Genomic DNA, 25301 nt, shown 5'->3' on the forward strand with positions numbered 1-25301 from the left:
GGGACCGCGGAACGAGACAACTATCGCCTCGAGGTTTCAACGCGTTGCTCGCGCAACCGCGCGACATCGGACTGGCTTGATCATGTCGCGCGCGATCGCGATGCATCGACTCACGAGATGACGAGACAATTTTTGAATCGTTCGATTTTTGAATCGTTCAACACTGGATCGATTCAAGGCTCTCACGCGATGCGTGCAATTGCGCGTCATACGCCGTTGTCTCCCGGTCACCCAGCCAAGCTTTGCGTGCAACTTCGACAGCTTCTAACCGCGTGCAGGCTGCTCGCGAAAATCACCGTGATAACGACTCGCTCAAGATTTTTTTTACGGAGCGTGGAATAAATGTCGTGCAGGTGGATTCGGCCGCAGCGGTTTGCTGCTTCGGCTGTCGTTGTGTTTTCGGTTGTTGGTGCGGACGATGTCTTCGCCCAGACGCAATTGCCGTCCGTGACGGTCGAGGCGCCGCAGCGGCAAGCGGCGCGATCGCAGCAGCCTTCGCAACGGTCCACGCGCGCACGCAGCGCCTCGCGCCGCGCGACGGCCGCCCCGGTGGGCGCGCAGCCACAGACCGCTCAGCAACCCGCGGGCGCCAGCGGCGGGCACGAACGCGCCAACGGCCCGGTCACCGGCTATCTGGCGCGGCTGAGCGCCAGCGGCACCAAGACCAGCACGCCGATCATCCAGACGCCGCAATCGGTGTCGGTCATCAGCGCCGAGCAGATCCGCGACCAGAAGATCGTCAGCAAGTTCGACGAGGTGCTGCGCTACACGCCGGGCGTCATCGGCGGCACCTATGGCGCCGATTTCCGCAACGACTGGTTCATGATCCGCGGCTTCCCGGCGCAGAACGAGTCGCTGTTCCTCGACGGCCTGCAGCTGTTCTACACCTCCTATGCGAGCTGGAAGCTGCAGCCCTTCAATCTCGAGCGCGTCGAGGTGCTGCGCGGTCCGTCCGGCATCCTGTATGGCGGCTCGGCGCCGGGCGGCCTCGTCAACGCGGTGAGCAAGCTGCCGCAGGCCGAGCCCATTCGCTACATCGAGACCGGCGTCAATAATTTCGGCAACGCCTATACCCAGTTCGACATCGGCGGCGCGACGGCGCAGCCCGGCAACGGCCAGGTGCAGTACCGCCTCGTCGGCCAGGCCCAGGGCGGCGGCACCCAGACCGACTATGTCTACGACAACAACTTCTTCTTCGCCCCGTCGGTGACCTGGCGGCCCGATGCCGACACCAGCCTCACCGTGTTCGGCATGGCCTCGCACAGCAACACCCGCGCGCTGAACTTCCTGCCCTATGTCGGCACCGTCACCAACGCGCCGTTCGGCCGGATTCCGACCAGCCTGTTCGTCGGCGATCCCAGCGCGGACCAGTTCCGCCGCGACCAGCAGATGGTCGGCTACCAGTTCCAGAAGAGCGTGACTGACAGCGTCGATTTCCGCCAGAACGCGCGCATGGCGCATGTCGACGTCTATTATGCCGGCCTCTATGGGCTCGGCTACGCGACGACGCCGGCCGCCGCCGACATCACCCGCGGCAATTTCTACACCCGCGGCATCGCCACCCAGCTCAACCTCGACAATCAGCTCGAATACCGCTTCACCACCGGCGCGCTGCAGCACACCGCGCTGGTCGGCGTCGATCTGAAATATTACGGCATCGACGACCGCCAGGGTTTTGGCATGGGCACGAATCTCAACGTGCTCAATCCGGTTTATGGCACCAACCTGCCGTATAGCGGCCCGCTCTATCAGAACGGCTATCTCGCCCAGGGTATGGCCGGCCTCTATCTGCAGGATCAGGTCAAGCTCGACCGCCTGACGGTGGTGCTGTCCGGACGCCAGGACTGGGTCGATCTCACCAACAACAACCGGATCGGCGTCTCCCAGGGCCGCGACGACAGCAAGTTCTCCGGCCGTGTCGGCGCGATCTACAATTTCGACAGCGGCGTTGCGCCCTACGTCTCCTACATGACGGGCTACAATCCGGTCATCGGCACCACCGCGGCCGGCCAATTGCTGCTGCCGGAAACCTCCGAGCAGACCGAGGTCGGCGTCAAGTACGAGCCGGTCGGGCTCAACGCACGGTTCGGCGTCGCGTATTTCGACCTCAAGCGCAAGAACGCGCTGACAACAGATCCGAACAACCCGCTGTTCCAGACCCAGAACGGCGAAGTCACCTCGCGCGGCGTCGAGCTCGAGGCGGTCGCGAACATCACGCGCGATTTCAAGCTGGTGGCGAGCTACACCAATTACGAGCTGTTCGTCAGCAAGGACCTCAATCCCGCGCTGATCGGCACCGTGCCGACCAACGCGCCGCGTCAGCTCGCATCGGCGTGGACCGACTACACCTTCCGCGACGGGCCGCTCACGGGCTTCGGCTTCGGCGGCGGCGTGCGCTATGTCGGCTCGTCCTTTGCCGACACAGCGAACACCGCACGCGTCCCGGGGGTCGTGCTGGGCGATCTCGCCTTGCATTACGAATGGGACAACAACTGGCGCGCGGCGCTCAATGTCGTGAACGTCACCGACAAGATCTATGTCGCGAGCTGCGCGACCATCAGCTCCTGCTACTACGGCGATCGCCGCCGCATCACGGCGAGCCTCGCCTACAAATGGTGAGCTGAACTTTCAGTTCACGGAAAATCATGTGACCGAGAGGCGGTATCCGGCCGCCTCTCTTTTTTCGCTGTCGTCAGGGTGGTGTCAGCTTGTCGCGCTAGGTTTCGCGTCGCGGCGATATTTGCCGTGCCCAGACTGGCCCGCTCCGAAATGCGAGCCCCGGAGCGGGCCTTTTACGGTCTGGTCGCGCCCTAATCCTCGTTCGCCTTGAATCGTCCCAATCCCTTGAGCACAAACGGTGCCAGCAGCGCGATCAGCGCGATGCCGAGCAGCGTCGCCGACATCGGGCTTTGCAGCAGCACCATGGGATCGCCGAGGCTGATCGCCAGCGCGCGGCGCAACTGGCTTTCGGCGATCGGCCCGAGGATCAGCCCGATCACGACGGGCGCGATCGGGAAGTCGAACCGGCGCATCAGAAAGCCCATGACGCCGAACGCCGCCAGCATCGACAGCTCGACGACCGACGGCTTCGCAGCGATCGTGCCCATGGTGGCGAACACCAGGATGCCGGCATAGAGCCAGGGCTGCGGGATCGCCAGCAGCCGCACCCAAAGGCCGACTAGCGGCAGATTGAGCACCAGCAGCATGCCGTTGGCGATGAACAGGCTCGCGATCAGGCCCCACACCAGGTCGGGCCGCTCCGCGAACAACAGCGGCCCCGGGTTGAGGCCGTATTGCTGGAAGCCCGCCAGCATCATTGCAGCCGTTGCCGAGGTCGGCAGTCCGAGCGTCAAAAGTGGCACCAGCGTGCCGGCGGCGGACGCGTTGTTCGCCGCTTCCGGCCCTGCGACGCCTTCGATCGCGCCCTTGCCGAACTCCTCCGGATGTTTGGTCAGCCGCCGCTCGGTGGAATAGGACAGGAATGTCGGGATCTCCGCCCCGCCGGCCGGCAGCGCCCCGATCGGAAAACCGAACAGCGTGCCGCGCAGCCACGGCTTCCACAACCGCCGCCAGTCCTCCCGCGTCATCCACAGCGAGCCGCGCACCGGCTCGAGCTTCTCCTCGGCGTGATGCCGGCGCGAGGCGACATAGAGCGCCTCGCCGACCGCGAACAGGCCGACCGCGAGCGTCGTCACCTCGACGCCGTCGAGCAGTTCGGGGATGCCGAAGGCAAGCCGCGCCTGACCGGTCAGCTTGTCGATGCCGACCAGCCCGAGCGTGAGGCCGATGAACAGGCTGGTGAGGCCGCGGACCGGCGAGTCGCCGAAGGTCGCCGACACCGTGACGAAGGCAACGCACATCAGCGCGAAGTAATCCTCCGGCCCGAAGCGCACGGCGAAATCGACCAGCCATGGCGCGAGGAATGCGAGGCCGATGGTGGCGATGGTGCCGGCCACGAACGAGCCGATCGCCGAGGTCGCCAGCGCCGGGCCGCCGCGGCCGGCCTTGGCCATCTTGTTGCCCTCGAGCGCGGTCGCCATCGACGCGCTCTCGCCCGGCGTATTGATCAGGATCGCGGTGGTCGATCCGCCATACATGCCGCCATAATAGATGCCGGCGAACATGATCAGCGAGCCGCCGGGATCTAGCTTGTAGGTCACCGGCAGCAGCAGCGCGACCGTCAGCGCCGGTCCGATGCCCGGCAACACGCCGACCGCGGTGCCCAGGAACACGCCGATCAGGGCGTAGAGCAGGTTCATCGGCTGCATGGCGACCGCCATGCCGTGCGCCAGCGCGGCGAAAGTGTCCATCACAGCAGTCGCTCCAGCGGGCCGGCGGGAAGGCTCAGCGTCAACAGCTTGTCGAACGCGAGATAAATCAGCGTCGTGATCACCAGCGCGATGGCGGTGTCGGCCAGGACGGCGCGGCGGCCGAACGCCGCCGACGTGGTGACGAACAGCGCCGAGGTGGCGAGGATGAAGCCGCCGCCAAAGCCGATGATGGCGATCAGGAGCACCAGGCCCCCGATGATCAGCCACACCGGTTTCGGATCCATGCTCTCGCGCGGCGGCAGCTTGCCGCGCAGCGCGTCGATCAGATTGCCGACCGCGAGGATGACAAGGCCGATCGCGATGACGACCGGCATCGCCTCCGGCCCCATGCCGTACATCGTGGTCGACGGCAGCTTGCTGGCGTCCCACACCAGCACCGCAGCAAGCCCGGCAAGCGCGGCCGCGATGACCACGCCGGCGCGATCGACGCGGCGTGCCGGCGCCGGCCGGAGGTTTTCAGACGCCGCGTCCGGCGTCATGACTTCACGAGGCCGACGGACTTCAGCACCTCGGTCACGCGCGTGATCTCCTTCTTTAGGAAATCCGCGAAGGCGTCGCCGCCGAGATAGGCGTCATCCCAGCCCTTCTGCTTCAGGATCTCCTTCCAAGAATCGGACTTCACCATCTTCTCGACAGCATCGCTCAGCACCTTGCGCTGCTCCGGCGTGATGCCGGGCGGTGCGACCACCGAGCGCCAATTGGCCAGCACGAGATCGATGCCCTGCTCTTTGAAGGTCGGGATATCGACGCCCGGCAGTCGGTTCGCCGACGTGACGCCGAGCGCGCGTAACTTGCCGGCCTTGATCTGGCCTTCATATTCGCTGAGGCCGGAAATGCCGGCCGTGACCTTGCCGCCGAGAATGGCTGCGAGCGACTCGCCGCCGCCCGAGAACGGAATGTAGTTGATCTTCTTGGCATCGGCGCCGACCGTGCCCGCGAACAGCGCCGCCATCACGTGGTCGACGCCACCGGCCGAGCCGCCGGCAAAGGTCACCTTGGCGATATCGGCCTTCACCGCGGTGGCGAGATCCTGCGCCGTCTTGATCGGCGAGTTCGCCGGCACCACGATGACCTGGGTCTCCTCGGTGAGGCGCGCAATCGGCGTCACCTGATCCAGCGTCACCGGCGACTTGTTCATGGCGAGTGCGCCCACCATGACGAAGCCGTTCACCATCATCTGGTTGCCGTCGCCCTTGGCGCCGTTGACGAACTGCGCGATGCCGACGCTGCCGCCGGCGCCGGGAACGTTGGTGACTTGGACGCTGCGTGCGACACCGGAGGCGACCAGCGCCTGCTGCATCGAGCGCGCGGTCTGATCCCAGCCGCCGCCGGGCGCCGCCGGCGCCATCAGCTTGAGCTCGAGCTGCTGCGCGGGCGCCGGACCGCTCGCCCCAAGCAACAGCGCGACGACCGCGCCGACCAGGCGCATGTGGGACGGGATCATGAGGCTTCCTCCTGAATTTTCGGAAACAGCCTGCCGATCGCCGGCTGCATCCGGTCACGTGACCGCATCGCCATTCGGACAGCGCGGTCCCTTCGGGTCAGGAATCGCTCGCCGATCTCGCGTCTGCGTATCCCTAGCGACCATTCGCCACAGCCTTCGGCAAGCCGGAGGGCGCGGCTAGCCAGTGCTGCAAATCGCCGCACCATCTCCGATCATTTTTCGCTTGCTTTGATTCGGAGCGTCTCGCCAACGCAAGCCTGTTCTAGGAACCTTCGCCATTTTCTCCCGTTCCACCTCCGCCGATTGGTACGGCTATTGGAGGAGAGAACATGAAGTTTAAGACCATTGTCGCGGCATCTTTGCTTGCCGCTTTCGTCACGCCGGCATTTGCAGCGGATGAATTCTACGTCGTGCAGGACGTGAAGACGAAGAAGTGCACGATCGTCGACAAGAAGCCGGTCGACACGACGACCACCGTCGTCAGCGCGTCGGGCACTGTCTACAAGACGCGCTCCGAGGCCGAGACCGGCATGAAGAGCGTCAAGGTCTGCACCTCGAACTAGAAGGCGATCGCATGCCAGTCATCATTCTCTGGGCTGTGCCGGCGATCATCGTCATCGGCGGCGGCATCTACCTGATCGGCCATATGCACTGAAGCAAGGAGACCTCTTATGAAGAAGTTGGCTATCGGCTGCATCATGGCTGCGGCGTTCGCTACCGCCGCGCATGCAGCAACCACCATGCCGGCCGCGCCGGCGGACAGTTCGACCATCACCAACTACTACAAGCAGAATGTCTACGACCCGAAGGAATCCAAGATCGGGACAATCGACGACGTGCTTGTCGACAAGTCCGGCAAGGTGACCGGTCTCGTCGTCGGTGTCGGCGGCTTCCTCGGCGCCGGCGAGAAGGACGTGATCGTGCCATTCACGGCCGTCAAGTCTCAAAAGAAGGACGACAAGTGGTGGCTTACGCTCGACGAGACCAAGGACAGCCTGAAGGCCGCGCCCGGTTTCAAATACGATCGCGCCAGCACGACGTGGAAGCCGGAGAACAAGTAACACCGACGTCCCGTCTGCTCACTGAGGGCAGACGGGACGCTGCGGCAGATCACTCACGGGATGGTGGCGCTGTCGAAGCTCGCCCGAAACGCATCAGGTAACGCGCCAAACCACGAAATGGCCCCAGCACCTTTGGGGGCCTGGAGGCCGGTGCTGGGGCCGTTTGCCTGATCCGGGGCTGAGCTATTGGAGGCAGGCTCCCCCATCCATCAAGAACCGCGCGGTTCCAGCATTAGCTTATGTAAATCGGCGATCCGATTTTCCACGGCGATGTCCTGTCTGCAACACGCCTCCCGCGAGGCGGGCTGATCGCAGGCATTCAAACGGCGCGGCCGCAGGTGGCAGTTCTGACGCGGCAACCGCAAAAATTTTTCGGCCGGGTTCTTGACACGATTTCTCCGGTTTTTATTTTCTTCCGCGCCAGCCCCCATCGCGGAGGCTGGGGCCTGGTCGCCTCTCGGGGCCAGGCGAGACGGGCACCGGTCGTGTCCGGTGCCGTTCATATCCATCTTGCTCTATGGAGGATTTGGCTATGCGCACATACGACTTCTCTCCCCTGTTCCGGTCGACCATCGGATTCGACCGGCTCTTTGATCTCGCCGAAGCAGCCCACCGGGCCGGCGAAGATCACTACCCGCCCTACAACATCGAACGGCTGTCCGAAGACAGCTATCAGATCGTGCTCGCGATCGCCGGTTTTGCGCCGGATGAGATTTCCGTCACGGCAGAGCAGAACGTTCTGACTGTCGAAGGCGTCAAGGTCGAGAAGGCCGAGCGCGAATACATCTATCAGGGCATCTCGACGCGCAGATTCAAGCGCCAGTTCAGCTTGGCCGACTACGTCGAGGTCAAGAGCGCGGCGTTCGACAACGGGCTTCTCAGGATCGAGCTGGCGCGCGAAGTGCCGGAGGCGATGAAGCCGCGACGCATCGCGATCAACGCGGCATCGAACACAGCGCCCCGACAGCTCGAAAACGTCGCCGCCTGATTGAACCGGCGAAGCCGCGTCCGACGAACAGGTCGCGGCTTCGTCTTCTCACTCTTCTCAGCAACTCGTCTTTCGAACGGAGGTATCCATGCGGCCGACGACCGCGCCTGCTCATAACGTTATTGGCTTTCATCTGCCGATTGGCGATCACCACCAATATGAGGTCCCGCACGATGTGGTGCGGGATTCTCGCCTGAGCCTGGCCGAGAAACGCGCTCTCCTGGCATCCTGGGCCTCGGACGCCAGCGCTGTAGCGTCCAATCCCGCTTTGCGCGCACCCAAGGGGCTCAAAGCGCCCGTTCCTGTCAGCGACATCCTCGAAGCGCTTCGCGCGCTCGACAGCGATCCGCACCATCCGCCAGGCGGCCGGCCTGCCCGCCTGCGCTCCGTCGACCGCTGCCTGGCTGCATAGGAGCGCGAGATGACAGACATCAGGCTACCGAAGCACGTCATCGACCGCCTCGAGGGACGCTGGCGGTCAAGATTTGGACAGGCAAGGCGCCGGAGCTCAGAACTGTTCGACCACCGGCTTGAACAGTTGCGCGCTCATCGCAACAATATTCATCGGTATCGGCGATTGCTGCAGACCCAGCTCTCCGACCTCGAGCGCGAATTCATCGAAAGACGGCTGTCCGAAGAAACCACGGCAATGCAAGGCCTCGCGGCCGACATTCCATCCCTTCCCTCCTCGTTCGATCGCGCAGCTTGCGAGGAGATCACGCCATGAATGGGCTGCAACAACTGCTTATAAGAGGCAGCGAAAAAGTCATCGGTCACTATCAATTCCTGCTGGATAGCGCGACCTCGGAACAAGAGCGCGAACGCTATCGACGGAGGATCGAGGAAGAACGCCGGATGCTAGGCCGGTTGCTCGACGATTCCGATCGGTCGTCACGCGCGGCGTGAGCGATTCATGGCGGCGGGAGAGCAAATCCGCTCGTGATGCCCGCCGCTCGCCTCGCGCGAAGGCCGCAAAGCCACCCGCGTGCCTTCGAACCATCAAAGGACGCGTCCGTTATCCGGAGGCTTGGTACGCATCCGGGAGAGGTTGCCTTATGTATCGGATCTACTATTTCGCTGTCTTCCTCGCTGTGACCGGCGCAATCTTTGGCTCATTGGTCACGCTGGAGAAGATCTTTCATTCCATGGGTTCCGCCTAACGATCCCGATCGAAGGTCTCGGATCGGAGCCCTGGTTCGGAATTTTACCCTAGCAAAAGCCAGGCCATGGAGGCGATGAGAGCCACAAGCGACACGGTCGCAGCGCTGACAAAGGCAATCTCCACACCGTCGATATGGTGGTGGTTTGTTTGCATTGAGCGTCCTCCTAGATGGGTGCCCGCGGACCTTGAGACAGTAGCCACGCCGCCAAATTGGCGGTGGTTTCGTCATGCCGCGCCTGCCTCAACAGGGTCTCTCGCTCTCGACAGGGAGGAAGGTTCTTGGCCCGTTGACGTAGCCGTTCGGCTTCTTGGGCGAGGCGTTTTTCAAGAGGGAAAATCTGCCTAACCCGGCGTCGTCGCTTCATGGCTCCTCTCTCCAACGCTGACGTTTGGCTGCCCCAAAAGCAAAATCAAAAAGCCCGGGAAGCCTAAAAAGTTCCTGCCAGCTTCGCGTCAATGAGATCAGACGGATGGAACTGGCGAAACGGCATGGACGTTACAGGGCATGGGCATGGCCAAGGACCTGAAGAAACAGGCCAAGACCGCCGAGCAGGCGGCGGTGCGGACGGCTGACGAATTCGCGGCCGAGCAAATGAAGAGCCTCGCGCAAGCGTTCCGGGCTCAGGCCGAGGTCGTCAAGCGAAACAAGAAAAAGAAGAAAGATGAGCTTCACCGTAAAAGCTAGGTGCAAGTTTGGAGAGATCGTGCACCGTCGTGGCACGGCCGAGGCAGCTCTACGCAAGGCAAAAGAGCTTTCACGGTCGCAGTGTTACGACATCCACATCGTGACACCTGAAGGCCGAGACTACGACTCGTCCGAGTTTGGAGATCTTCCCCGCACGCCATTGGCTGTGCGCGTTGCTCAGAAAGGCCACACCTATCCATAGGGTGGTAGAGGTTTCAAAACGGCAGGCTCAAAGAGCGGCCCCGGCTAACCGCATCACCCTTAGGGTGCGCCCTTCCCCATCCGTCTCGCACGCGCCATCGGCGAGACAATCAATAGCGGTCGCGATATCCCCGCCGCTGCTGACCATATGCGGCGCGAGGATTGATCCCGCAGGTCACGTTCCTTCCGGAAGCTGACGCAAGACACTGGGCGCGGGTTTGGTACATGCAATCGCCGGGATAGCCGACGCCGCGCCCCTGCACGCACCAGCGATAATCCCGGGCGCTGGCTGGGCTCACACTTGCTAGTCCTGCAACGCCGAACGCCAGGACGAACGCCAGGACAGCGAATAGGACGGTTGTGCGCATGATCGGCTCCTCGCAAGCAATCGAGGACCAACGGAGCAGCAAGATCAGCGTTCCCTTCGATAGTGGCCGGCCGGTTAGCAAGATCGCAAGCCGCAGCCGGAGCGGCCGCGCCGAGCGCGAGCGCAGGAACCATGCTCCGTTGGGTCGGTTGTCGGAAACCATCCATCCCACACAAGTCAATCGGCATGCCGTCACGACTGCTTTGGTTTTTAGGGTTTCCGGTTCTGGTTGTTCTGGGTGGTTGCGGCGATCAACTCGAGTGCGATTCAATCGAAACCCGGAAGGCCGTGCTCCAGACCATCTCCAACGATCACCGCAATCCGCTTGTCAATTTCGCCGCCAGGGAATCGACGGCGAAGCCCACTGCGGAAAACGCAAATCCACAATACCTCCTCGGTGAAAAGATCGTCACGACCTCGGCAAGTGAGGACAAGCGAACATTGCAATGCAGCGGCGGCATCTCGGTTTCCGTGGGCGACATCAAGGCTTCCAAGGAAGTCGAATTCACCGTGCAGAAATCGAGCGACGGAAAGTTGGCGGTTTCGGTTGCTCCATTTCAGTTTTGAGTTGCGACAAACTCAGTGTCGTCCTGGCGAAAGCCAGGGGACCCATTACCCCAAATCACTATTGTTGCGCGACGCTGGGGCCGCGATCCCGCTCATCGCCAAATGCGGTGGTTATAGGTCCTGCTTTCAGGACGACGATCGTGCGCGAGGAACCTGCACCGTCATCGCGTCGTTGCGAGCAAAGCAAATCGCCGCCGAGGAAGCCTTGCCGACGACGCGGAATCAGACCGCGAAGCCAGGCGCGCCGCTACAGCCCGGTATAGCCGGCCTTCACGTGGTCGGTACTACCGTCGAGCTGGCGCAGATAGGTCAGCCCGCACACCGTCAAGCGATGCGGATCGCGCTCGCCGGCGTCGAACAGCGTCTGCACGTACTCTGTCACCTTCGCCCGCGCTTCCTCGCTCGCAGCGGGCGTGCGGTTGAGCAGCAGATCATACGTCTGCATGATCCGATCGATAGCGGCTTCCATTGAAGTCTCCGGGTTGACGCTCAGGCGACCACCAGCGTCTCGGCCTCGAACTTCGCGATCGCCTTGTTGGCGAGGCGGAGGCGATTCATCTCACCACGCTGGAACAGCTTCACGATGATGCCGAGCAGGCGCTCATTGGTGGCGAAATTGTCGGGAATGGCGCCGGATTTGCGCAGATAGTTCGAGGCGATCGCGTAGGCGTCACCGACGACCTCGACATTCAGCACCTCAATCCCGCGTTCGAGCAACATATCCCTGCCTCTCCGTTGGCTAACGGATAAGCCGCCGGGAACGCCTTGGTTCCTCGCCGGGGCCCATTTATTTTCGCAGGTGCAGCATGAAAAACGCATCGGCCGGGCATGACCGATGCGTTGACTGGAGCAAGGCTGGACTGAAGGAAGGCTGCCGGTCTTCTCGCGCGGCCGGCTTGGCCATCAGGCGAAAACGGGAAGGCTCAGAGGCGATACAGGATCTGGTCGGTCCAGAAGCGCTCGAGGCGATGCAGCGACTTGTTGAGGCTCGCGAACTCCTCGTTCGAGATGCCGCCAACCTGCTCCACCGTCTTGACGTGCTTCTGATAGAGCGCGTCGACGATCTTGCGGACCTCCTGGCCCTGCGGGGTCAGACGGATACGGACCGAGCGGCGATCGACGCGCGAGCGCTGATGATCGAGGAAGCCGAGCTCGACGAGCTTCTTCAGATTGTAGGAGACGTTGGAGCCGAGATAGTAGCCGCGGGTGCGCAGCTCGCCGGCGGTCAACTCCTTGTCGCCGATGTTGTACAGGAGCAGCGCCTGCACCGAGTTGATGTCGGCGCGGCCACGACGATCGAATTCGTCCTTGATGACGTCGAGGAGCCGGCGATGCAGCCGCTCCACCAAAGTCAGGGCTTCGAGATAGAGCGGCTGCACCGGAGCTTGACCGGTAGCGCGATCAGCGGCATCCGCCGCCGTTGTCGCAACGGCTTTCATCATGACACTTCCCCTGTTTGTCGTTTTTATCGACTTTATTCGACGAAACTTGTGTCCCGCCTGATAGGTCCAACGTAAGGGGGCCGTTTGAATATCCGCTTAAATAAGAGAATAAAGAGATCATGAATTTAAGACAGTGAATCGTGGATTAAGCCCATGGATCAAAGGCTTTTCGCAACTTTTCATTGACGGTGGCGGACCCTTGTTCACGCTTCGTCTGCCTGCCCTGTCACATTCGGAAACAGCATCGTCTGAATTCGAAACGGTGGCGTAACGGGTATGAGGGAACCCTTTACGGTGACCGATTGGTTACCGGAAAATTCTTTGAAAATTTTATCGGAGTGCAGCGGCGAGACGTGCACGCGATGCGCGCAAGCGGGTGCAGATCTGTTGCGGAGAGCAAGACCGGTTCCGCCGTCGGCCCGCGCAAAGCCGGCCGGCACACGCGCCGAGGTCCGGTGAAATGGGCCCCGACGGCAGGTCCCGTAGAGACGGTCCCGCAAGGGAGTGTCTCAAACGGATGCGATCTGTCGGCACCCACCTATCAGAACCAGCAGAGCTGTCTTCTCGTTGCGCGCACGGCTGGCAAATATTGCCGGCCGCGGCCGGCTATTCGTGGCGCTGTCGCCACGGGGCAACAGTGCATCAGGCCAGCGCTGCACGCCGGCCTATGGCGGGCGTTCGCGCGCCGACATCCAGGCCAGCGCGAGATAGGCGGCGAGCATCAGCGCCTCGAGCCCGACCACGGTGAGACTGCCGCCATAGATGCCGGGAAACATCAGCTCGATGACCGCCATCGACACCACGGTGGTCAGCCACACCACGGCGCCCCAGGGCGTCGCGAGCCAGAGCCCGACGGCGGCGACGAGCTCTATGACGGCGAAATAGATCGTGGCGGTCTGCCAGGCCATCGACTGGTTCTCGAAGGCCTCCTCCTCGCCGCCGACGAAGCCGGTTACCTGGGCCCAGTGATAGAGGCCCTTGGCGACCGAGACGACAGCCATGATGCGCAGGAAGATGACGAGGCGCCGCGTCCACGCATTGTCGTCCGGCTCGATCCGGTCGGACGAGATCGCGCTCACCGAGATGGCATTGTCCCGCGCCTGATCGCGTGCAGAGGTGTCAGACATCCGAATCGCCGCAGAGCGGCTGCAAAATGGGGTTCATGGGCGCAGTCTTGGCCCGCCGGGGACGCAAAATCAATTGCCGTTGCGGCAAATCAAGGGCGCCACGGATGCAATAGCGGCGCAATGACGGCGGCCCTGACAGGTGCTAGAACCGGACTTATATCAGGTCCAGACCAGCCGTCCGTCGAGGAGAAGACAACATGGCGATCAAATTCGGGCGCCCGATCGAACTGCGCGATGCGCCGCGGCGCCAGACTGACGCCCTCGCCTCCCCCTCGCTCGACCTCACGATCCGGATGCGGCGCAACCGCAAGTCGGAATGGGCGCGCCGCCTGGTGCGCGAGAACGTGCTGACCACCAACGACCTGATCTGGCCGATGTTCGTGGTCGATGGCCACAACACCCGCACGCCGGTGGCCTCGATGCCCGGCGTCGACCGGCTCACCGTCGACCAGATCGTCCGCGACGCCGAGCGCGCGGCAAAGCTCAACATCCCCTGCATCGCGCTGTTCCCGTTCACCGAGCCGTCGCTGCGCGACGAGCAGGGCTCGGAGGCGCTCAATCCCGACAATCTGGTCTGCCAGGCGGTGCGCGCGATCAAGAAGGAATTTCCCGACATCGGCGTGCTCTGCGACGTCGCGCTCGATCCCTTCACCAGCCACGGCCATGACGGGCTGATCGAGGACGGCAGGATCCTCAACGACGAGACCGTCGCAGTGCTGGTGAAGCAGGCGCTGACCCAGGCCGAGGCCGGCTGCGACGTGATCGCGCCGTCGGACATGATGGACGGCCGGATCGGTGCGATCCGCGAGGCGCTCGACGACAGCGGCTTCGGCGACGTGCAAATCATGTCCTATGCGGCGAAATACGCCTCCGCTTTCTACGGCCCGTTCCGCGACGCGATCGGCTCGGCCAAGACGCTAACCGGCGACAAGCGCACCTATCAGATGGACAGCGCCAATTCCGACGAGGCGCTGCGCGAGGTCGAGCTCGACATCGCCGAGGGCGCCGACATGGTGATGGTGAAGCCCGGCATGCCCTATCTCGACATCGTCCGCCGCGTGAAGGACCATTTCGCGATGCCGACCTTCGTGTACCAGGTGTCCGGCGAGTACGCGATGATCGCGGGCGCCGCCGCCAATGGCTGGATCGACGGCGAGCGCGCGATGATGGAGAGCCTGGTCGGCTTCAAGCGCGCCGGCGCCGACGGCATCCTCACCTATTTCGCGCCGAAGGCCGCCGAAAGGATCAAGGCGGAGAGCTGACGGCCGCCGCCCGTTATTGCGACAAGTGGATCGCTTCGCTCCGCTCGCAATGACGGCGTGAAGGTAGAACCGCTCGATCCAGCCCCCGAATCGCCGGAATATTTCGGCTAGTTAATGTTCGCGCAGGCTTGGCGAACTAGCCTCCTGTTCCCATGTCCTGCGCGGGACTTTCATCGGAGGCTGGTCATGTCCTACGGCAATGACGGCGGCACCTGGCGCAATGAGGCCTGGCGCAACGACGGCGGCGTTCCTCCGCATGCGTTCGACCCAATGATGCAGCCGGACCTGTTCCGCGGCGTGCTGACGCGCCGTGTCTTTGCGTTCCTGATCGACCTGTTCGTGCTGTCGGTGCCGGTGATCCTGGCGGTGATTTTCATCGCGGTGTTCGGCCTCGTCACGCTCGGTCTCGGCTGGGCGCTGTTCTGGCTGGTCTCGCCGGCCTCGATCGTCTGGGCGATCGTCTATTACGGCGCCTCGATCGGCGGGCAGCACTCGGCCACCATCGGCATGCGCATGATGGATCTGGAACTGCGGACCTGGTACGGCGCGCGCGGCTATTTCGTGCTCGGCGCCACCCATGCGGTGCTGTTCTGGGTGACGATCTCGTTCCTGTCGCCGCTGGTGCTCCTGATCGGGCTGCTCAACGGCCGCCGCCGGCTGCTGCACGACATCATCCTCGGAACCGTCATTATCAACAGCTCGGTCCGGACCCCGGTCGCCCCGGCCGCGCGGACCTCCTATTAGGCCCGCCTAAACCAATTGACCGTTAGCCTCAGGGGGGCGATGTTAACTCGGCTGCCTGTATTGTTTGTGGAGCCCGACGATCTGACGTGACCCAGCATTCGCGTGATACTCCTCAGTTCTATTTGACGGCGCCGTCGCCCTGCCCGTATTTGCCGGGCCGACATGAGCGGAAGGTTTTCACGCACCTGGTCGGCGACAAAGCGGGCGATCTCAACGACTTGCTGACCCATGGCGGCTTCCGCCGCAGCCAGTCGATCGCCTACCGCCCGGCCTGCGACCAGTGCCGGGCCTGCGTCTCGGTCCGGGTGATCGCCAACGAATTCCGCCCCTCCCGCAACTTCCGCAAGGTGCTGGCCCGCAACGCCGACGTCATCGGCGAGCAGCGCACCGCAGTGCCGACCTCGGAGCAATATTCGGTGTTCCGGGCCTATCTCGACCGCCGCCACCGCAACGGCGGGATGGCCGACATGACCGTGCTCGACTACGCGATGATGGTCGAGGACAGCCATGTCGAGACCCGGATCATCGAGTACCGCAAGCGCAATGCCGACAGCGCCATCACCGGTCGCGGCGACGAGCTGATGGCGGTGGCGCTGACCGACGTGCTCAGCGACGGGCTGTCGATGGTCTATTCGTTCTTCGAGCCGGGGCTGGAGGCGCGCTCGCTCGGCACCTTCATGATCCTCGACCATATCGCCCGAGCCCGCCGGCAGGGCCTTCCTTACGTCTATCTCGGGTACTGGATCGAGGGCTCCAAGAAGATGGACTACAAGGGCCGTTTCCTGCCGCAGCAGCGGCTCGCGCCGTCGGGCTGGCTGCGCGTCGACGCATCAGGCGAGGTGCTCGCCGAGCCGCAGGACTAGCTGCCGAAGAACGTATCGATCAGCAGCTTCACGTTCAGGACCACGATCAACCCGGCGACGATCCACGCCGCCACCGCGACGGGGCGTGAGATCGCGAACGCGCCCATCTTGCGTTTGTCGGACACGAACCGCACCAGCGGGATCACCGCGAACGGCAGCTGCATCGACAGCACGACCTGGCTGAACACCAGCAGCTGCGCCGTGCCGCTCTCGCCATAGAGCGCGGCGACCACGATGACAGGGACGATCGCGATGCCGCGGGTCACCAGCCGCTGCAGCCAGTCGGGCAGCTTGAGGTCGAGGAAGCCCTGCATCACGATCTGGCCGGCCAGCGTCGCCGTCACCGTCGAGTTGAGGCCGGAGGCGAGCAGCGCCACGGCAAACAGCGTCGAGGCGATGCCGAGGCCGAGCAGCGGCGACAGCAGCTCGAACGCCTGGTCGATCTCGGCGACATCGGAATGGCCGCTCTTGTGGAAGGTCGCGGCCGCCAGCACCAGGATCGCGGCATTGACGAACAGCGCCAGCATCAGCGCGATGGTGGAATCGGTGGTCGCCCATTTGATCGCGTCGCGCCGTCCCTCCTCAGTGCGCGGATAGGCACGCGTCTGCACGATCGAGGAGTGCAGATAGAGGTTATGCGGCATCACGGTGGCGCCGATGATGCCGATCGCGATGTACAGCATCTCCGGATTGGTGACGATCTCGCGCGACGGGATGAAGCCGCCGAGCACGGCGGCCACCGGCGGCGCGGCGGCCGCGATCTGGACGACGAAGCAGACCGCGATGACGATCAAGAGCGCGATGACGAAGGCCTCGAGGAAGCGGAAGCCGCGATTCATCAGGAGCAGCAGCAGGAACGCATCCAGCGCCGCCAGCAGCGCGCCGCCGATCAGGGGAATGCCGAACAGCAGCTTGAGCGCGATCGCGGTGCCAATCACCTCGGCGAGGTCGCAGGCGATGATCGCGGCCTCGCAGGCAAGCCACAGCAGCAAATTCACCGGGCGCGAGTAGGTCGCGCGGCAGGCTTGGGCCAGATCGCGGTCGGTGGCGATGCCTAGCCGTGCTGCGAGCGCCTGCAGCAGGATCGCCATCAGGTTGGAGAGCAGGATGACCGACAGCAGCGTGTAGCCAAACTTCGATCCGCCCGCGAGGTCGGTGGCCCAGTTGCCGGGGTCCATGTAGCCGACCGAAACCAGATAGCCCGGCCCGGCGAACGCCAGCAGCCGCCGCCACCACAGGCCGCCTGACGGCACCGCGACGGTCGCATTCACCTCCGGTAGGCTGCGCACATGTCCGGCATCGCCCCGCCAGCCGCCGCCTGGCACGGAATTGGGAACGGAAACGGAAGACAGTTCAGGGGTCCTAGCATCCATCCGACAAGGATGGCCGATCTGTCCCGTTATTGCAACTCATTTGCAACTGCATCTAGGCTCACGAAAATGATATCAGCCGTCCTGCTTGTAAAGTACTGAGGAAGTGCTTTACGTTACATGTATGATCAAGCTGCCCGTCGAGACGCCGACCGCAACCCTGCGTTACGCCCTCGCCCCTGACCCTTCAGGCATCGAGGCGATCGAGGCGACCTTTGCGGCCTATGACCGGATGATGGCGATCCTCACCGAGGTCGCCCCCGTCGGCGCCAACCTCGTCTCGCTGCACGCCCAGGCCTACGAGAAGATCCGCAAGGAGACCGGCCTCCCCGCACGGCTGGTGACGCTCGGCCTGCGCGACCGTGCCAATTACATCGCAGGCGCCGCCGTCCGCCGGATACCGCTCGACGACAAGTTGTTTGCGATCAAGGGCCCAACTTCACTGACCATTAGCACTGTTAGCGGACGCGTCTTGGTGCCGTTCGATGTGCCGGGATATGTCTCGGGCTGGGAAAGCCCCTTCCCGGCGCATTTGATCTCGGATGGACGCGGCTACGAAATCCACATCGCCGTCAAATCGAAATCAGCACAACCGGAGGAGAAGACCATGCTTCACGAAGGCATCCTTGCGCGCATGGGCCGGCTTCTTGCCGCCATCGCGAGCCAGACCATCGACAATGTCGAGAACAACAACAAGGTCGCGCTGGTCAAACAGGCGATCCGCGAGATCGACGCCGGCGCCGACGAGGCGCGCTACGCGCTCGGCAAGTCGCGCGCCGAAGAATTCCGCCTGAAGAAGCGGCGCGAAGAACTGGATACCGAAACGGCTGGTCTGAACGAGAAGATTCGTCTCGCACTTGCGGAAAATCGCGAGGATCTCGCGCGCGCCGGCGTCGCACGGCAAATTGATCTGGAGTCGCAGGTGATCGCGCTGGAACGCGCGATGGATTTTATCGAGCTCGAAATCGACGAGCAGACCAAGGCGCTGCAGGCCATGCTCGGCGCGCGCCGCGAGGCGGAGACGCGCTTGGCCGATCTCGAACAAAGCCTGATCCGCGAGGCCCAGGACGAAACCAGCCGGGGCCCATCCGCGACCAATACATTGAGTGCTGAGCGCGCCATGGCGGCGATCGCCCGGGTCACCGGTGTTCCCGCCTCCAGCGTGCTCGGCGACAAGGAGCTTGACGAACTCGATCGCCTGCATCGCGAGAAGGAAATCGCGGCGCGGCTTGAAAGGATCAAGTCAGAAAAATGAGTGCAGTTGGCGACATTCTGCTCGCCCCCGACGTGCGGCCCTTCGCGGTCGCGGCTGCGATCATGATGGCACTTGGCGGTATCGAACTGCTCAGCACCATGGTCGGACTTTCGATCAGCGAATTGATCGGCAAGGATTTCGCGGTCGAGGCCGAGAGCCACAATGCTCTCAGTGGCCTGTTTCTCTGGATCAACGCCGGGCGGCTTCCCCTCCTGATCCTGATCATCCTGATCCTCGGCATCTTCTCGATCGGAGGCTTCCTGCTTCAGGGACTGGCGCACGCCGCAGGCACCGCCATCCCGGTCTCGCTTGCCGCGGTGGTTGCTGCCGCAGGCAGCATCCCCGTGATCAGAAATACCAGCCGTGGCCTCGCCCGCATCATTCCGCGCGACGAGAGCTATGCGGTCAACGACAGCGACTTTGTCGGCAAGGTCGCAACCGTGTCGGTCGGCCCGCTCGATCAGGGCCTGCCCGGCCGGGTCCGTCTCAAGGATGTCTTCGGCAACTGGCACACCGTGTCGGCGCGTGCCAGCGCGGAGTCCGAGGCATTGCCGGTCGGCGCCAGCGTGCTGCTGGTCGATCGCGATGCCAAGGGCTTCATCGCGATTGCCGCTCCAGCCGACCTCGTCGAACAACAACGATCTTCCAACAGGGCATAACACATGTGGGAACTTGCTGTACCCGTCGTTATTGGCGTCATCGTCATCCTCGTTATCGGTCTCCTGTTCGCAAAGCTCTACAAACGCTCGACGCGCGACGAGGCCTATGTCCGCACCGGCCTCGGCGGCCAGAAGGTGGTGCTCGACGGCGGCTCGCTCGTGCTGCCGATCTTCCACTCCACCGCCGCGGTGAACCTGAAAACGCTACGGCTCGAGGTCGCGCGCGGCGGCCCGGACTCGCTGATCACCAAGGACCGCATGCGCGTCGACATCGGCGCCGAGTTCTACCTGCGGGTCAAACCCGACTCGTCGTCGATCGCGCTCGCCGCGCAGACGCTCGGCAACCGCACCAATGACGCGGCCGAGCTGCGCGAGCTGGTCGAGGCCAAGTTCGTCGATGGCCTGCGCTCGGTCGCCGCGACCATGAACCTCGAGGAATTGCAGGAGCAGCGCGCCACCTTCGTCAAGGCGGTGCAGGACGCGGTCGGCGCCGACATCCAGAACAACGGTCTCGAGCTTGAATCGGTGTCGCTGACGAAGCTCGACCAGAGCGACATCAAGCACTTCAACCCGAGCAATTTCTTCGATGCGCATGGTCTCACCACGCTGACCAAGATCACCAAGGAGCGTGAGCAGGAGCGCAACCAGATCGTCCGCACCACCGAGGTCAACATCGCCCAGCAGGACCTGGTGGCGCGGCAGACCACGCTGACGATCGAAAGCACCAAACGCGAGGCCGAGCTCGCCCAGCAGCGCGACATCGCCAACAAGACCGCCGCGATGCGCGCGCAGACGGCGCAGGTCGAACAGACCGCGCTGCAGAACGAGGCCGAATACCGCATCCAGCAGGAGCTCGCGGTCGCCAACAAGCAGACCGAGGCCAACCAGGCCCGCGACACCCGCAAGATCGAGGCCGATCTCGCGGTCAAGCGCCGCAACACCGAGATGGAGCGCGACCTTCAGATCGTGGCGCAGGAAAGCGCGATCGCGGTCGCGGCCAAGAGCAAGGAGCAGTCGGAAGCCCAGACCATCGCCGAGACCGCGCGTGCCGTCGCGATCGCCGCCGAGGAAAAGGTCACCACCGCCCGCGCCACCGAGATCGCCGAGCGCGACAAGATCATCAACGTGATCGCGGCGCGCAAGGCGGCCGAGACCGACGCGATGCCGATCACGGTGATGGCCGAGGCCGAACGCCAGGCCGCCGCCAACAAGGCGGAAGCCACCAACGTGCTGGCCAAGGCCGATGCGGCGGCTGCCACCACCCGCGCTGCCGGCGTCAAGGCGCTCGGCCAGGCCGAAGCCGAGGTCGCGACCATGAAGGCGGAGGCGCGCAACAGACTGAGCGCCGACATGATCGCCTACGATCTCAACCTCGCGCGGATCAACGTGATCCCGAGCGCTCTCGCCGAGGCGGTGAAGCCGATCGAGAAGATCTCCGACATCCGGATCTTCGACACCGGCAGCATGCTCGGCCGCGGCGGCGCCAACGGCCACGCCAACGGCAATGGCGGCCTCGGGCTCGGCGACGGCCTCGCCGCGCAATTGCTGTCGGTCTCGGCATTCAAGCCGATGATCGACAAGATCCTCTCGGAGGCCGGCTTCCCGGCCGGAGCCGACGCGCTCACCAGCCTGACCAGCGCGCTGGCGCAGCGCAAGGCCGAGGTCGCCGAAACACCGACGGTGGGCATCGAAAGCGCGCCAACCGCGCTGGTCGGCACCATTACGGGCCAACTGGCGCCTGCTCCCAAACCGCAGTGACGGCTTTCAGCCAAGTCTGACTCTGGAAGAGCCCGTCGATCCCCTTCGGCGGGCTTCTGCTTTTGGCGTTATCGGGAAACGGGTGGGATCGGGCCTCTTCCAACCACACACTATGGGCAGTCGAATGATCAAGGATTCCGTCATGTCTGCCGATACGCCTCGTCTGCCGGCCACCTTCAACCGCCTGGCCTGGTCCAACCTCGCCGCGCAATCGGCCGAACAGATTGCGCTTGCGGCTGCGCCGATCGTCGCCGTGCTGCTGCTCGGCGTCGGCGAAGGCCAGACCGGCCTGTTGCAGACCGCGCTGACGCTGCCCTTCATCCTGTTTGCGATTCCCGCCGGCCTGCTCGCCGACCGCGTGTCGCGGCGCTGGGTGATGGCGGGCTCCGAAGCGCTGCGCGCGGCCGCGCTTGCCGCGATCCTGCTGCTCTTGTGGCTCGGCCTGATGACGCTGCCGCTGCTCGCTTTGCTCGGCTTCATCGCGGTCTGCGGCACGGTCGCCTACAGCGTCGCTGCGCCGGCGCTGGTCCCTTCGCTGGTGACGTCACAGCAATTGCCGGCGGCGAACGCCCGCATCGAGCTCGCGCGTACCGTCGCGTTCGCCAGCGGCCCCGCGCTCGGCGGCGTGCTGGTCGGCTGGGTCGGGGCCGCGCCCGCATTCGGCTTCGCCGCGGCATTGTCGGCGATCGCGGTCGTGCTGCTCGCCGGCATCTACGAGCCGGCGCGGCAGCCTGCCCCGCGGCGCCATCCGTTGCAGGACATCAAGGAAGGCGCGGCCTTCGTGATGCACCACGCCTTGCTGCGGCCGGTGTTCATTACCCAGTTCATCTTCAACACCGCGTCGTTCCTGCTGCTCGCCGTGTTCGTGCCCTATGCGGTGCGCCATCTCGGGCTCAGCGCCACCGGCGTCGGCACCACGCTTGCGATGTACGGCGTCGGCATGGTGGTCGGTGCGCTGTTCGCGACCCGCGTGATGAAGCGGCTGGCGTTCGGCACCGTGATCGGGCTCGGCCCGGTCACCGGCTTCGTCGCCGCGGCCGTGATGGCGCTGACGACCTGGATTGCGACGCCGCTGCTCGCGGGCCTCAGCTTCTTCCTGCTCGGCGTCGGCCCGATCCTGTGGGTGATCTCGACCACCACGCTGCGGCAGTCGGTGACGCCGCCCTCGCTGCTCGGGCGCGTCTCGGCGATCAACATCATGAGCTACGGCGCGCGCCCGCTCGGCTCCGCGCTCGGCGCGGTCGTCGGCGGCCTCTACGGCGCCGAAGCCTGCCTCTATCTCGCGGCCGCGATCTTCGCCGCCCAGGCGCTGGTGATCCTGATGTCGCCCGCGGTGTCGCTGACGCGCCAGCCCGACATGGTCGGCGAACCCGCGCGGTGCTGAACGGACTCTCCACCCACGTCATTGCGAGCGAAGCGAAGCAATCCATGTCTCCACTTGCGGAGGGATGGATTGCTTCGTCGCTTCGCTCCTCGCAATGACGGGAAGGTCTAGCTCGCCAGGTACCGCTCGTATTTGCCGCCGACGACCTCGTCGGCGGCAATCGCCGGATCCAGCGTGTATAGATCCTGTGCATGGCCGATGCCGCGCAGCACGAAGCGGCCGGTGGAGACCAGATAGTTGCGGCCGGCGACGTCGAGCCCGGTGCGGAAATCGGTCGAGGTCAATAGTTCGCGGTCGACCGAGGCGCACATCGATGCGATCCGGCTGACCTCGTTGACGGCGGGCCCGACCACCGTGAAATCCAGCCGGTCCTCGCTGCCGATATTGCCGTAGAACACCTGGCCGACATGGAGCCCGACATAGGCCGTGGTGGTCGGCCGGCCCTCGTTCTCGCGGCGATCGTTCAGCACGCGGATGTTATGCCGGAATCTGTGCTCGGCCCGCAGCGCCGCTCGCTTGGCGCCTGCCACGTTCTCTCCGGTGAACATCGCCAGCACGCCGTCGCCGATCAGCTTCAGCACCTCGCCGCCGGCGTCATGGATCGCGTCGATCGAGGCCTGCGCATAATCGTTGAGGAACGGAATGATCTCGTCCGGGCCGATCCGTTCGCTGATCGCGGTGGAGCCGCGCACGTCGGAGTACCACAGCACGGCCTTGATCTTCTCGGTGATGCCGCGCTGCATGCGCCCGCGCAGCACCTGCTCCGCGGTGTCACGGCCGAGATAGACCCGTCCGAGCGTGCGGGCGATCTCGACCTGGGCGGCCGATTTGATCGCGAGCCCGAGCACCGGCACCAGGTCGCGCAACGCCGCCATGTGGTTCTCGTCGAACCCATCCGAATGGCGGGTGGTGTAGTAGGAGTAGAAGCAGTCCATCTCGCCGATCGTGCCGGCCTCGCCGAAGCGATGCACGAAGGCGGCGAAATGCTTGTGGCCCTTCTCGGCCAGCTCGCCGATCATCGAGAAATCGTGCGAGGTGTCGGCGAGATCAATCACTATCTCGTCATGGCCGTTTTCGAGCATGTGATAGAAGGCCGACCGCCGCCAGGTCTGGCTGGCTTCGCCGGTGCTGGTCGAGCCGTATTCGAAGATGTCGGCCTCGTTGCTCTCGCCGTCGTTCCAGCGGAAACCGCGTCCCTCGAAGATCGGATGCAGCGTATCGATGAAGACGATTGCCCGCGACAGCGGCATGCCGGCCGCCCGGCAGCGCTCGCAGAAACCGCGCAGCAGGTCGTTTTCCGGCAGGCCCGTCAGACCCTGGCGGACCAGCCAATTCATGAGGCGCAAACGGGGCGTCAGTTCCATAAGCTGGATTATGCCGGGCAATTGGTGCGGGAGGAAGGGTTGGTGGTCGCGTGACAGATGCGAACGCCAATGCGGCATTGCAAGGCCGCCCGCCTCACCATTTCGCGCGGAACACGGCCGCCGAATGGCGCCGATTCCGCTTCCTTTTGTCCACCCCTTCGCGCACAACAGCGCATGGACAACGACGCTGGCCCGCCAAACCCGATCCGACGCCTCATGCAATGGGCGATCACCCCGCCGCAATCCTATGGGGTCTATCTTGTCGGTCTCATCCTGGTGTTCGTCCTGTCGTTCTACGCCGGCACGCTGAAGCCGACGCACTCGCCTGCGCCGCCGGCGGCCACGCCTGCCGCCCCGCGCAGCTGATCAGCCCGATTTGGTTTCCGAGGTCGCGATCCAGATCCCGGCGAAGACCGCGATCAGGCCGACGACCAGATTGGCCGTGATCGGCTCGCCGACCAATTGCTTCGCAAGCAGCCCGGCAGCGATCGGATTGACCGTCATGGTGTTGGCGACGCGGGTCGGCGAGGCCCGCTCGAGCGCCAGCACCCACAGGATGAAAGCCAGCGCGCCGCCGGCTATGCCGAGATAGAGTCCCGCGATCCATTGCGACGTGCCGAACTCGCGCATTGTCGCCAGACTGTCAGTGAACGATCCCACCGCCACCAGCGCCGCCGCGCCGGCGCCCATGCCGACGGCAAGGAAACCGAGCGCGCTGGAGCGGCGGATGAACGGCCGCGACAGCACGTTGTAGAAGGCCATGCAGAGCACCGCGGCGGCCATGATCAGTTCGCCGCGCCATGCACCGACTGGCGCCGCCGCCAGCCCGGATGCCAGCGCCGCCGCCACGCCGAGCACCGCGATCGAGACCCCGATCGATTTGCGCATCGTCAGCGGCTCGATGCCGAGCATGGCGCCGACCACCATGGTGGAGAGCGGCAAGGTCGCCAGCGCCAGGCTGGCGCGCGCCGCCGTCGTGTAGGACATCGCGAGATTATAGAGCACGAAGAACACGCCGAAGAAGGCGACGCCGAGCGCCGCGACCGCCGGCCAATCCGCGCGTCGCGGCCACTTCGCGCCGAGCAGGACCGCGGCCGGTAGCACGCAGAGAAAGCCGATCGCCCAGCGCAGGATCGCCAGCGTGATCGGGTCGGCATTGCCCGCCAGATAACGCGTGATCGCCGCGGCGGTGCCGCCGAGGCAGCTCGAGACCAGTGCAATCGCAACGCCGATCCACTCGCCCATCCCGATCCCCATGCGTTTTCGG

General features: G+C 64.3%; 28 protein-coding genes. 17 read left to right on the forward strand and 11 right to left on the reverse strand.

Annotated elements, in window-relative coordinates; translation table 11 throughout:
- Positions 1–342: 342 nt before the first annotated feature.
- Entirely contained in the window at positions 343–2619 is a 2277-nt protein-coding gene (locus ACVW1B_RS15440) for a TonB-dependent siderophore receptor (RefSeq protein ID WP_253608404.1), read from the forward strand.
- 191 nt (positions 2620–2810) lie between these two features.
- Here the strand turns inward: ACVW1B_RS15440 and ACVW1B_RS15445 are convergent, their stop codons facing one another.
- The 3 genes from ACVW1B_RS15445 to ACVW1B_RS15455 are packed head-to-tail and all read right to left on the reverse strand — an operon-like array spanning position 2811 to position 5775.
- Positions 2811–4310: a tripartite tricarboxylate transporter permease gene (locus ACVW1B_RS15445; RefSeq protein WP_456821741.1), complete on the reverse strand. Its 1500-nt coding sequence runs from the start codon at positions 4308–4310 to the stop codon at positions 2811–2813.
- Positions 4310–4810, reverse strand: a complete 501-nt coding sequence (locus ACVW1B_RS15450) for a tripartite tricarboxylate transporter TctB family protein (RefSeq protein ID WP_253608403.1) — start codon at positions 4808–4810, stop codon at positions 4310–4312. The genes ACVW1B_RS15445 and ACVW1B_RS15450 overlap by 1 nt, the downstream gene beginning before the upstream one ends.
- Positions 4807–5775, reverse strand: coding sequence for a Bug family tripartite tricarboxylate transporter substrate binding protein (locus ACVW1B_RS15455; RefSeq protein WP_456821742.1), 969 nt, complete (start codon positions 5773–5775; stop codon positions 4807–4809). Before ACVW1B_RS15455 ends, ACVW1B_RS15450 begins: the two co-directional genes overlap by 4 nt.
- Before the next feature lie 329 nt (positions 5776–6104).
- Between ACVW1B_RS15455 and ACVW1B_RS15460 the strand changes: the two genes are divergently transcribed.
- From ACVW1B_RS15460 to ACVW1B_RS15490, 7 genes are all read left to right on the forward strand, one after another.
- Entirely contained in the window at positions 6105–6338 is a 234-nt protein-coding gene (locus tag ACVW1B_RS15460) for a hypothetical protein (protein ID WP_253608401.1), read from the forward strand.
- 108 nt (positions 6339–6446) lie between these two features.
- Entirely contained in the window at positions 6447–6836 is a 390-nt protein-coding gene (locus ACVW1B_RS15465) for a PRC-barrel domain-containing protein (protein ID WP_028340955.1), read from the forward strand.
- Between the two features lie 532 nt (positions 6837–7368).
- Complete coding sequence (locus ACVW1B_RS15470) at positions 7369–7824, forward strand: Hsp20 family protein (RefSeq protein WP_057020733.1); 456 nt, start codon at positions 7369–7371, stop codon at positions 7822–7824.
- Between the two features lie 88 nt (positions 7825–7912).
- Positions 7913–8236: a hypothetical protein gene (locus ACVW1B_RS15475; RefSeq protein ID WP_092078022.1), complete on the forward strand. Its 324-nt coding sequence runs from the start codon at positions 7913–7915 to the stop codon at positions 8234–8236.
- Between the two features lie 9 nt (positions 8237–8245).
- Complete coding sequence (locus tag ACVW1B_RS15480) at positions 8246–8551, forward strand: hypothetical protein (protein WP_225644760.1); 306 nt, start codon at positions 8246–8248, stop codon at positions 8549–8551.
- Positions 8548–8730: a hypothetical protein gene (locus ACVW1B_RS15485; RefSeq protein ID WP_253608400.1), complete on the forward strand. Its 183-nt coding sequence runs from the start codon at positions 8548–8550 to the stop codon at positions 8728–8730. Before ACVW1B_RS15480 ends, ACVW1B_RS15485 begins: the two co-directional genes overlap by 4 nt.
- A gap of 767 nt (positions 8731–9497) precedes the next feature.
- A complete protein-coding gene (locus ACVW1B_RS15490; RefSeq protein WP_225158918.1) occupies positions 9498–9671 on the forward strand; it encodes a hypothetical protein in 174 nt (57 codons plus the stop codon).
- A 311-nt stretch (positions 9672–9982) separates the two neighbouring features.
- Here the strand turns inward: ACVW1B_RS15490 and ACVW1B_RS15495 are convergent, their stop codons facing one another.
- Positions 9983–10402: a DUF3551 domain-containing protein gene (locus ACVW1B_RS15495; RefSeq protein ID WP_375167296.1), complete on the reverse strand. Its 420-nt coding sequence runs from the start codon at positions 10400–10402 to the stop codon at positions 9983–9985.
- 23 nt (positions 10403–10425) lie between these two features.
- Between ACVW1B_RS15495 and ACVW1B_RS15500 the strand changes: the two genes are divergently transcribed.
- Positions 10426–10806 carry a hypothetical protein gene (locus ACVW1B_RS15500; protein ID WP_141341081.1) on the forward strand — a complete coding sequence of 127 codons (381 nt, stop codon included), beginning with the start codon at positions 10426–10428 and terminating at the stop codon, positions 10804–10806.
- A gap of 247 nt (positions 10807–11053) precedes the next feature.
- Here the strand turns inward: ACVW1B_RS15500 and ACVW1B_RS15505 are convergent, their stop codons facing one another.
- The 4 genes from ACVW1B_RS15505 to ACVW1B_RS15520 form a co-directional block, all read right to left on the reverse strand.
- Complete coding sequence (locus tag ACVW1B_RS15505; protein ID WP_050384934.1) at positions 11054–11275, reverse strand: hypothetical protein; 222 nt, start codon at positions 11273–11275, stop codon at positions 11054–11056.
- Between the two features lie 20 nt (positions 11276–11295).
- Positions 11296–11526, reverse strand: coding sequence for a hypothetical protein (locus ACVW1B_RS15510; protein ID WP_016845011.1), 231 nt, complete (start codon positions 11524–11526; stop codon positions 11296–11298).
- Between the two features lie 203 nt (positions 11527–11729).
- Positions 11730–12248 carry a transcriptional regulator LdtR gene (ldtR, locus tag ACVW1B_RS15515; protein ID WP_018271925.1) on the reverse strand — a complete coding sequence of 173 codons (519 nt, stop codon included), beginning with the start codon at positions 12246–12248 and terminating at the stop codon, positions 11730–11732.
- A gap of 665 nt (positions 12249–12913) precedes the next feature.
- Complete coding sequence (locus tag ACVW1B_RS15520; RefSeq protein WP_016845013.1) at positions 12914–13375, reverse strand: DUF6163 family protein; 462 nt, start codon at positions 13373–13375, stop codon at positions 12914–12916.
- Positions 13376–13572: 197 nt separating this feature from the next.
- Between ACVW1B_RS15520 and hemB the strand changes: the two genes are divergently transcribed.
- The 3 genes from hemB to ACVW1B_RS15535 all read left to right on the forward strand — a co-directional run bounded on the left by hemB (position 13573) and on the right by ACVW1B_RS15535 (position 16244).
- Complete coding sequence (hemB, locus tag ACVW1B_RS15525; protein ID WP_253608399.1) at positions 13573–14637, forward strand: porphobilinogen synthase; 1065 nt, start codon at positions 13573–13575, stop codon at positions 14635–14637.
- 186 nt (positions 14638–14823) lie between these two features.
- The gene (locus tag ACVW1B_RS15530) at positions 14824–15381 is read left to right on the forward strand and encodes an RDD family protein (protein ID WP_092078031.1); all 558 of its coding nucleotides are present in this window, start codon (positions 14824–14826) and stop codon (positions 15379–15381) included.
- 86 nt (positions 15382–15467) lie between these two features.
- Positions 15468–16244, forward strand: a complete 777-nt coding sequence (locus tag ACVW1B_RS15535; protein ID WP_028340961.1) for an arginyltransferase — start codon at positions 15468–15470, stop codon at positions 16242–16244.
- Here ACVW1B_RS15535 and ACVW1B_RS15540 read toward each other — a convergent pair.
- Positions 16241–17617 (reverse strand): Nramp family divalent metal transporter, encoded by a 1377-nt coding sequence (locus ACVW1B_RS15540; RefSeq protein ID WP_253608398.1) that lies wholly within the window; start codon positions 17615–17617, stop codon positions 16241–16243. The two genes, ACVW1B_RS15535 and ACVW1B_RS15540, sit on opposite strands and share 4 nt — an antisense overlap.
- A 121-nt stretch (positions 17618–17738) precedes the next feature.
- Between ACVW1B_RS15540 and ACVW1B_RS15545 the strand changes: the two genes are divergently transcribed.
- From ACVW1B_RS15545 to ACVW1B_RS15560, 4 genes are all read left to right on the forward strand, one after another.
- Positions 17739–18869: a PspA/IM30 family protein gene (locus tag ACVW1B_RS15545; protein WP_253608397.1), complete on the forward strand. Its 1131-nt coding sequence runs from the start codon at positions 17739–17741 to the stop codon at positions 18867–18869.
- Positions 18866–19528 (forward strand): OB-fold-containig protein, encoded by a 663-nt coding sequence (locus ACVW1B_RS15550; RefSeq protein ID WP_253608396.1) that lies wholly within the window; start codon positions 18866–18868, stop codon positions 19526–19528. Before ACVW1B_RS15545 ends, ACVW1B_RS15550 begins: the two co-directional genes overlap by 4 nt.
- Positions 19529–19531: 3 nt before the next feature.
- Complete coding sequence (locus tag ACVW1B_RS15555; RefSeq protein WP_092078048.1) at positions 19532–21286, forward strand: flotillin family protein; 1755 nt, start codon at positions 19532–19534, stop codon at positions 21284–21286.
- Between the two features lie 142 nt (positions 21287–21428).
- The gene (locus ACVW1B_RS15560) at positions 21429–22670 is read left to right on the forward strand and encodes an MFS transporter (protein ID WP_057020872.1); all 1242 of its coding nucleotides are present in this window, start codon (positions 21429–21431) and stop codon (positions 22668–22670) included.
- A 107-nt stretch (positions 22671–22777) separates the two neighbouring features.
- Here the strand turns inward: ACVW1B_RS15560 and ACVW1B_RS15565 are convergent, their stop codons facing one another.
- Positions 22778–24034, reverse strand: a complete 1257-nt coding sequence (locus ACVW1B_RS15565; protein ID WP_253608395.1) for an adenylate/guanylate cyclase domain-containing protein — start codon at positions 24032–24034, stop codon at positions 22778–22780.
- A 174-nt stretch (positions 24035–24208) separates the two neighbouring features.
- Here ACVW1B_RS15565 and ACVW1B_RS15570 point away from each other — a divergent pair, with 174 nt between their 5' ends.
- The gene (locus ACVW1B_RS15570) at positions 24209–24400 is read left to right on the forward strand and encodes a hypothetical protein (protein WP_028333848.1); all 192 of its coding nucleotides are present in this window, start codon (positions 24209–24211) and stop codon (positions 24398–24400) included.
- Here ACVW1B_RS15570 and ACVW1B_RS15575 read toward each other — a convergent pair whose 3' ends face one another.
- Positions 24401–25279 carry a DMT family transporter gene (locus ACVW1B_RS15575; RefSeq protein ID WP_253608394.1) on the reverse strand — a complete coding sequence of 293 codons (879 nt, stop codon included), beginning with the start codon at positions 25277–25279 and terminating at the stop codon, positions 24401–24403.
- Positions 25280–25301: the final 22 nt, after the last annotated feature.

This window comes from Bradyrhizobium sp. USDA 4502, assembly GCF_054063355.1.